Here is an 8,429-nt window from a genome sequence, read left to right as displayed (position 1 = left end):
GGCTTTGATACGATTGGGTCATTGTTGTTTCCTCCTACGGAGTTGGCTCATCAAGCCACCGTAGGAGTTACTTTACTGCCGCAACGCTCAAAACTCTTCGAGTCACACTGGTCGAACCAGTGGCTTACCTCAGTTGTTCAGTTAGTAAAGCTTTTCAGAGCTCTATCTTCGTAGGGGTCGCTCTCACCTGTCAACTGTACGCCATTACTTGCATCAAACCTCAATGAAAAATGGCTAAACTGCCACCTCAGCTTCATATTCGCGTGGGTAACGGAAGAATAGCTGTTTTAGCGATCGCTCGCCCCCGCGCCTCTTGAAAAAATCTACGATTCGCATCTGAGCTTCTTCTCAGCCTGCACCACATGGATAGAAATCAAGGCAGACGCACGACGATCAGAATATAGCTGCCCCGCAACCTAGAAGAGAGTGATGCCCAGACCCCCCATCATTCAAGCCAACCAGTCTTACCTATTTACGGACTACTTTCGCCTTAGTTTTGCACCGAGCGATATCCTGGCCTGCTTTGATATCACACACCATAAGGCGTTTTTGACCTTACCCCAAGTTACAGGGCCGCTCGACCGCCTAGAGAACCTGGTCGATCGCATTGAGAAAAGCTTGCCCCGATTGAGCCTAACTAAGGATTACCTGCTGGCTTACCCATTTCGAGAGCGATCGCGACCCAACCAGTCTTCCCGTGTCTGGTTTGCCTCAATCAACTGCGGTAATTCTTGAACGGTGAGTCATGATTGATATATGGGCAGTAGCGAGGCGATCGCCATGTATGCAGCCATTACACAACCTCTGACCTTTGAAGAGTTTCTTGCCTGGGACGACGGATCAGGCAACCAGTTTGAGCTAGTTAATGGGATTCCCGTGCCACTATCTGAACCCAACGCCAACCACGAGGACTTGGTGCAACGACTCTGCGCCTACCTCGAAGCTCATTGTTTAGAGAACAACCGCCCCTTCGTTCCCCGGCAATCTAAACAGGTGCGGCTAAAAACAGAACCTGAAGAGCGGGAAAAAAGCTATAAGGCCGACATCGTCATCTTTGCAAAAGACGAGTGGGAGCGCATGAAAGGCAGCCCAAGCTCTGCTGCTGCCTACATAGCTCCACCGGGAATCATCGAAGTCGTCAGTACAAACTGGAAGGATGACTACCTCACAAAACTGGCAAAGTACGAAGATTTAGGCGTTTTGGAGTACATCATCGTAGACTACGCGGCCTACGGTGGCGTACGCTACATCGGCTCCCCCAAGCAGCCCACAATTACGATCTATCAGCTCGAAGCTGGAGAGTATCAGCCCGGAAAACCCTTTAGAGGCCAGGATCAGATCGAGTCTCGGCTCTTTCCAAATCTTTCTCTTACAGCAGAGCAAATTTTTGCCATGAGCAAATAGATCGGCTAACACCCCAAAAATTTCTCAGGATTTTGCTTCTACCTGAAGAAAGTCTGTTAACCTTCGTAAAGAGGTGTTCACACCTATGCAAACCTATATAAAATTCGATCACCGTTAATATGGTGACTGCCATGAGTAACACACAGCTTTTGGCGATCGGGGAAGTAGCAACGGCTCTCAACCGGAGCATCGACACAATCCGTCGGTGGGACCGGCAAAACTGGTTAAAACCCAGCGTGCGCCGGTGGGATGGCACTCGGCTCTATCGAACCGACTACATCGAACACTTCCGAAACTTGCTCAATCAGGGAATGTCTCCCCAGAAAGCGCTTGAGCAAATCTACGAACAGTACCACCCGCAATCGGAAGCCCTTGTTGAAGCCAGCTAATTGACCCGATAAACCGGATCTGTCTTTTCCTGCATACCTTTTCTGTTGCTCCCAACGGAGGCCATTGCTGTGACCCAAACCCCCATCAGTAACGCCAAGTGGACGACGGAAGACTACCATCGCATGGTTAATGCAGGGATTTTAGACGATCGGCCTGTGGAACTGTTAAACGGAGAAATCGTTGAAATGCCCCCAGAAGGCATTCCCCATGCAGATTCAGGCGATGTGGCTGAGGACTATTTGCGGCAACGCCTGGGCGATCGCGCCCGCATTCGCATTGGTAAACCCATTACCCTTCCCAACCACTCAGAACCGGAGCCTGACCTCTGCATTTGCCGAAATATCCGCTACAACACCCACCATCCCTACCCGGAAGACATCTTCTGGCTGGTCGAATTTTCAGATTCTAGTCTGGCTAAGGATCTGCAAGTCAAAACAAAAACTTACGCCGCAGCCCAGATTCCAGAGTATTGGGTGCTGAACTTAAAAGAAATGAAGCTGATTGTATTCCGTTCACCCACCCCCAATGGATACCAGGTCGAGGAAACTTTCACCCAGGGCACCATTCATCCCCTGGCGTTTCCAGACATTGCAATATCAGCACAAGAATTGCTGAGTTAGGAGGGCGATCGCCATCATGACGCAAGCAGTCGTTAAACCGAGAGTCAGCTTTGAAGAGTACATTGATATTTGCGCCCAGACCGATGAGCGCTACGAATTGGTGCGTGGAGAACTGCGTCTGGTGAATCCCCCCACAGTTTTGCATTACCGCATCGCAAAATTTCTGGAAAGGGTTTTGGATCAGGCCATCCTAGACCACTTCGGCCAGGATGCATGGGAAACCTTTCGAGACGCGGGGCAACGGACAGAGTATGACACCTCTCGCCTCCCCGACCTTGCGATTGTTTCCAAAGCAGAAGCCGATAGGCTTTTGAACCAAACCGCCGTCTTCCAAATTCCTAGCCTACTGGTCGTGGAAATTGTGAGTCCTAGTTCAGCCAGTGAAGACTACGATGAAAAATTCCACGAATACCAAGCTTTAGAGATTCCAGAATACTGGATCGTAGACCCCAAAGGGCTTGGAGCCGCCAAGCACATTGGATTTCCAAAGGCTCCCACCCTCACCATTTATGAATTAATCGAAGGAGGGTATGAATCCAGGAAGTTTCGAGACGACGACCCCATTCAGTCGTCCATTTTCAAAAACCTGAATTTAACGGCCAATGAAGTCTTTTCAGCCCGGAGGAAAGACCCATGATCTTTGCGCCTACCCTACCAAGTCCGAGCAAAGACTACCCTGAAACCATCGATAATCATGGAGTTATTGAAGAACTCACCACCATTCGGGAAAGGCTTTCAAGTGATGAAGCAGCCGATCGGGTTGCCCCAATTGATAACAGAGAGAACTTACAACAGCTTGAACTTGAAAAAGATAAGCTTTCAAATCTGATCACCTCCATTGGTGCAGCATCTCTCATCGCTGGACTAGCAACCTTTTCTGTTGCATGGCTGGGAATTCTTTTAACCTGGAAACCGGCAACGAGACTTGAAAAAGTAAGCAGGCTCATCAAGCTAATTAAGAATATCCTGGAAGAATTTGAGGGGCTTGGAGTCGAAGCGTTACCTCTGATAAAAGTGCCTGGATATCAGCCCATCGACTTATTTGTTCGATTTCCAGGAAAGGAGTTTTTGCTATTTGCGATTCGCTCTTTTGGAGAATCGAAAATTATTTACAATGAGCACAAGCAAGCCCTGTATTATAGGCGAAGTAAAAAAGGTCTGAAGCGGTGGGAACCTGACCCACTGACAGAATTATCAGAACAAGCTTATTGGCTCAGAAAAAATAGGCGTAACTTGTTCGGTAATTCCAGAGGAGTCCGAAAGCCGATGGCCAAAGTGTTAGTGGTGTGGAATCAAACTAATTTAGACGAACACCAAGAACACTTGTACACTACAATCGGCGGCAAAAAGTTTTTGTTTATCCCCAGAGAAGGAGGGGCCTGTTATGTAATCCACTCAAGCCAAGTGATTGACTTTATCAGAGCGTGGCTCGCTCATCGGCAATCACAGGACCAAACAACCTAATTCCCTTTAAAATTCTGAACCCCCGTCGTGGATCGACAGGGGTACTCAGAAAAACGGAACCAGGATATTCATTTTTTGCTACCACGCAAAACCTGGTGACCCAGGAGATAGGGTATTGCTACCCTACTGCTTCAATCTTAGTGTATTTTTTTGCAGTTCTTCAACATGGGATCGCCAAAATCTACATACCGTAAGACTTTGAGAAATTTTTCGTGTTGATATTTTTGTCAACACGAACCTGGTCACCAATGAATACCCGGTTCCTTTGATCGAACTCATCAAAGGAATCGCAAAATGCCAAAACCCTCTTCAATGGAGGCTTGTGGGTTTCAGACGACCCATAAGCCCAAGCTCACTCTAAAATTAACTCCCAAAAATAATAAGACCCGTACCGCAAAACGAGAGCAACTTACCCCTGCCTCCCAGAATTATTCTGCAGAGACAAATATAGGCCCATCCCTCGGATCGCTGGTTGCGCCCTCTAGGACGTGTCCTCATGCTGGAATGGCGACCGCCATTCCAGGATTAACCAGTTCCCTGTACAGTAACCTAGCTCGCACCTGCGGATCAGCCGAAGGGGTTACGAATTCAGCATCTCTGCTCACCTTCCAGAATGAAGGAGGTGCGGCATGAGCAGCCTTACTGCCCTCAAAGATTGCCCCATCTGCGGCTCCCACGACAAGCGCTGTCGGGAAACCGAAACAGGCACCATCCTCTGTATGACCCTGACAGAGAGGGTGACGGGAGTCGATGGCTATCGGTTTATCCGCCCAACGAAAAATGATACCTGGGGCATTTGGATATCCGACGACGCTCAGCAGAATGATGACTGGCGGCGCAATTTGGAAGAACGCCGTGCTATCCAGGAACACCTGGAGGCACAAAAACGAGCCGCATCCATGTCGGCGGAGGAGCGCGATCGCCACTATCAACGGCTTCTGTCCTGCCTTTCCCTGCATCCCGACGACCGGACAGATCTCCACCGGCGAGGCCTAAGCGAAGCTCAAATTAAAGCAGGCCAATTCGTGTCCGTTGGCAAGTGGCAGAAGCTTCCGGAGGAGTTCCCCACAACCCTTCCTGGAATCAGCCTCACAGGGCGATCGCTCAATACCTCAGGAGACGGTTACCTGTGCCCGGTTCGCGACGCACACGGCTTAATCGTTGCATTGCAACTCCGCCTGCGTGATCCAGGCGATGGTGGGCGCTATCGATGGATATCGAGCGTCACTCGCAAACGACCCAACGGGCAACCGCCCAACTTACCCAACGGCGAATTACCTCTGGCCGTGTTCCGGCCCAGCGCCGTTAGCCGTCAGGCGATCGCTCTGGTCGAAGGTACCGGAGCCAAGCCTTTCATTACGTCTGAGCGACTTGGCATTGCCACCATTGGAGCTGCCGGGGGGCAATTTGCCTCCAGCCCCCAAACCTTACGAGCGTCTCTGGAAATCCTAACCGCCGAGGCTGGAACCAACTGCATTGAATTCTTCCCTGATGCTGGTTCTATCAAGAACTTCGGCGTGTTGCGGCAATACAAAGCAGCCTGGCAACTCCTGGAGGAATGGGGGTACTTGGTTCAGGTTGCCTGGTGGGGACAGGAATCAAAAGACGATCCAGACATTGACGAGTTGGAGAACCTGGGGGCGATCGCCTTTATCACTCCAGCCGAATTTCTGTCTCTAGCATCGTGCATCACCGGTTCTGCACAAGTCGCACAGTCGGTTCACAGTGCTGATAATGAATCTCCCACCCTGGGCGAACCTGATCCCATTGCATACGCTCGATACCAGGCAGAGCAGGAGGCTATAGAGCAGGCCGAAGCAGCCGAAGCAGCCGAACAAAAGCCTATTCTTGAGGCTCAAAAAGCAGCCGAGGAACAGGAAAGACGCGATCGCTACCGGGCTGAGACCGACCGCCTGATGGCCGAATTTAATAGCCTGAGGGTTGAGCCCACCCTGACCCTATCAGGGCGCTACATCCCTTCAGGGGTTCTGTCCTTACCAGAAATGAGTGGCACCATCCTCATTGATGGCCCCATGGGAGTCGGTAAGACTTCCACAGCACTCAGGGAGTTGGTTGAACAGCACCGACGCAAATTTCCAGGGGCATTTCGCTGTCTTTTGACTCCCAGAAATGCTTTAGGACGGCAATCGGCAGACGTACTCAAACTACCCCACCACACCACCTTTAAAGGGTTTGGCCGATGCCCCAATGAAGTCACCCTGTGCCCAGAGTCCGGCTGGCGCTTCCCCATCCGGCAATTGCCTGATGGCCCACCGCTGATTCTTATCGATGAAGTGAGCCAACTCTTTCACCAGGTCTTAGAGGGCAAAACTTCAAAGCAGAACCATGCCCTGATCCTCAATTGGCTGCGATCGCTATTTCGCTGGCTCACCGATCAAAACGGATGGCTTGTCCTCTCAGAAGATGGCATTACCAACCTGGAAATCGACCTAATCCAGGAAGCTTGTGGCCCTCAAGTGGTTGATTTTCTTAAGTTTGAGCGGCCTGCAAACCAGTCTAGAGACATCTCTCTATTTCAATCCCCTTCACTGACCTGGCTTGAAATCAAGAAGCGGATTCACACAGGTGAAAACCTCATTCTGTGCAGTGACTCCGCAAAATGGCTACGTGAGACTTGCGAGATGGCGATCGCCACAGGGTTGGTTAGAGCCGATGAGATCTACATCATGGATAGTGACTCTTCATCCGAAAACTGGGCAGAGCAGCTGAGTACCGATCCAGATAAGTGGGTTACCCAGAACCGCCCTCGCATTCTGGGGTATTCCCCCACGTTCCAGCAAGGGATCAGCATCACTGACCCTGAGAGCCATTTCCAATCAATGGCCATACACTTGGTTCACCTGGATTGGCGATCGGCCAAACAAATGCCAGAACGCTTACGCTCAAATGTGCCCCGCTTCGGCTACGTCAAACCTCGTAGTGCCCGTACCGATGACTTCTTTAATAGTTGCAGACCTGATGTCATCATCCGCGACTTTTACCGCAACGTGGAGGGTGTGGAGAAACTCACACAGTTTGCTCAGTACGCGCAATCAAAAGGCATAACCGATGCTGACGGCAACCTCCTCGACCTAGTGGGAGCGATCGCCAGCTTAAAGGCATCTCAGGACGATCCAACGTCTGAGTTCGGGTTCTGGCTACGGTACTTTGCTCGCTACCAGGCCCGAGGGGTTTATAACCGTCTGTCGCTACGCGAAGACCTGATAAAGCTATGGGAGTCGCGAGGATACAACATTCAGATCATTGGAGGCTGCGCTTCGGCAGAGCAGGAAGAACAGGAACAAATTCGAGGGAAATTGGCGATCGCAGACGCCGAGGTGTTTGCTTACTTGGATACCGATGAGATGTCTCTGAGTGAGGCCCGCTCCATCCTTGAAGAGCTGGGTGCGACAAAAGAGCAACGGCAGTTAGCCCACAAACGGCTCCTTCAGGACAAACTACCAGGCGTTGACTTGAACAATCCTGACTTTGTCTTGAAGACCATCATCCTGGACAATGGGCGATTTCTGAAAACAGCAGAGCTACTCTGGATGGCCCGAAATCCTCAAGCTGCCCAATGGTTGGACCGCTGGACATGGCTTAACGAGTTCACTCAAGCCACACGACGTGGACAGTTTGTCAGCTATTCGCGTTTATCCTGGCGATCGGGTCAAGCCAAACTCCTCCACGAATGCCCCCTGCATCCCTTTATTGAGGGCAAGGTCGAACAATGGGACAACAATAGCCCCGAAGCAATCGCGGTGTACAAATGGGCATTATTGCGAAGTCACCAATTTCGCCGCTATTTACGGCTCAATATTTCCCCAACCCATACCCCAGTCAGAACCATTAACAAGATCCTCCGGAAGCTAGGGTTCGTCGTGGAGGAGATTGGCTGGAAAGGTGGACGGGAGAATCGTGAACGGCAGTACGTCATCACCAATCTAAAGGACACAGACAGAAACGCTATCTTGGAAGCCCTCGAAGAACGCTTTATGAAACGGCTTGAAGACAAGGAAGGGGTCTCTATTCCTGAAACGCCTCCGGCTATGATCGCAACTTGCCTAGATATACCACCTCTTCCAAGTTGCGATCACAAGCTCCAACCCGATTGGACAAAATGCCCCCTGGAGATCCTGTCGATGATGCAATCCCTCTGGGCTGATGCCAAAAATGAATATCAAAAGCAGGCGGTTTTGGACACAGTAGCGCAGTATGGGAGGGCGATCGCCTCCTAACCCTATAGCTTGAGCTGCTAAATCAGAATTCTTTGCTTTTGGAGAGGGGCGATCGCTTCTTGTCCGTTAAATTTGCTGTGTCTTCCATCCTTGGTATTTTTTGCTTTCGGCTTTGCCTTTTTTGAGGATGGAGCAGATGAATTGGTTGGGAGGGGTAACGCGGTCAGCGATTTGAGCGGGCGGAAGTGCTGGACAGATAGCTAGGGCGTGTCATCAATTAAGCCAGATGAGCGTTGCTGCCAGGTAGATACCCCCTAAAAAGCTCTCCGCTAGCTTATCGTACCGGGTTGCAATCCCCCGGTATTGCTTCAGT

Annotated in this window: 8 protein-coding genes; 7 read left to right on the top strand and 1 reads right to left on the bottom strand. The window is 50.7% G+C overall.

Features of this window, described 5'->3' with window-relative positions; translation table 11 throughout:
- Positions 1-429 precede the first annotated feature (429 nt).
- The 7 genes from NDI52_RS34295 (at position 430) to NDI52_RS34265 (ending at position 8,116) form a co-directional block, all read left to right on the top strand.
- A complete protein-coding gene (locus tag NDI52_RS34295; protein ID WP_190774171.1) occupies positions 430-735 on the top strand; it encodes a hypothetical protein in 306 nt (101 codons plus the stop codon).
- Positions 736-780: 45 nt separating this feature from the next.
- A complete protein-coding gene (locus tag NDI52_RS34290; RefSeq protein WP_190774176.1) occupies positions 781-1,404 on the top strand; it encodes a Uma2 family endonuclease in 624 nt (207 codons plus the stop codon).
- A gap of 131 nt (positions 1,405-1,535) precedes the next feature.
- Complete coding sequence (locus NDI52_RS34285) at positions 1,536-1,793, top strand: MerR family DNA-binding transcriptional regulator (RefSeq protein WP_190774172.1); 258 nt, start codon at positions 1,536-1,538, stop codon at positions 1,791-1,793.
- A 69-nt stretch (positions 1,794-1,862) separates the two neighbouring features.
- Positions 1,863-2,414 (top strand): Uma2 family endonuclease, encoded by a 552-nt coding sequence (locus NDI52_RS34280; protein ID WP_347280204.1) that lies wholly within the window; start codon positions 1,863-1,865, stop codon positions 2,412-2,414.
- 16 nt (positions 2,415-2,430) lie between these two features.
- Complete coding sequence (locus NDI52_RS34275) at positions 2,431-3,051, top strand: Uma2 family endonuclease (protein WP_190774173.1); 621 nt, start codon at positions 2,431-2,433, stop codon at positions 3,049-3,051.
- On the top strand, positions 3,048-3,878 hold the full coding sequence (locus NDI52_RS34270) for a hypothetical protein (RefSeq protein WP_190774174.1): 831 nt from the start codon (positions 3,048-3,050) through the stop codon (positions 3,876-3,878). Before NDI52_RS34275 ends, NDI52_RS34270 begins: the two co-directional genes overlap by 4 nt.
- 629 nt (positions 3,879-4,507) lie before the next feature.
- A complete protein-coding gene (locus NDI52_RS34265; RefSeq protein WP_190774175.1) occupies positions 4,508-8,116 on the top strand; it encodes a hypothetical protein in 3,609 nt (1,202 codons plus the stop codon).
- 213 nt (positions 8,117-8,329) lie between these two features.
- Here NDI52_RS34265 and NDI52_RS34260 read toward each other — a convergent pair.
- A partial coding sequence (locus NDI52_RS34260; RefSeq protein ID WP_190771277.1) for a transposase occupies positions 8,330-8,429 on the bottom strand: 100 nt, incomplete at its 5' end.

Source organism: Leptolyngbya sp. PL-A3 (assembly GCF_039962325.1).
Lineage (GTDB): Bacteria > Cyanobacteriota > Cyanobacteriia > Elainellales > Elainellaceae > Vacuolonema.
The sequence above is the reverse complement of the archived record's forward strand: the minus strand, read 5'-3'. Positions and strand labels throughout refer to the sequence as shown.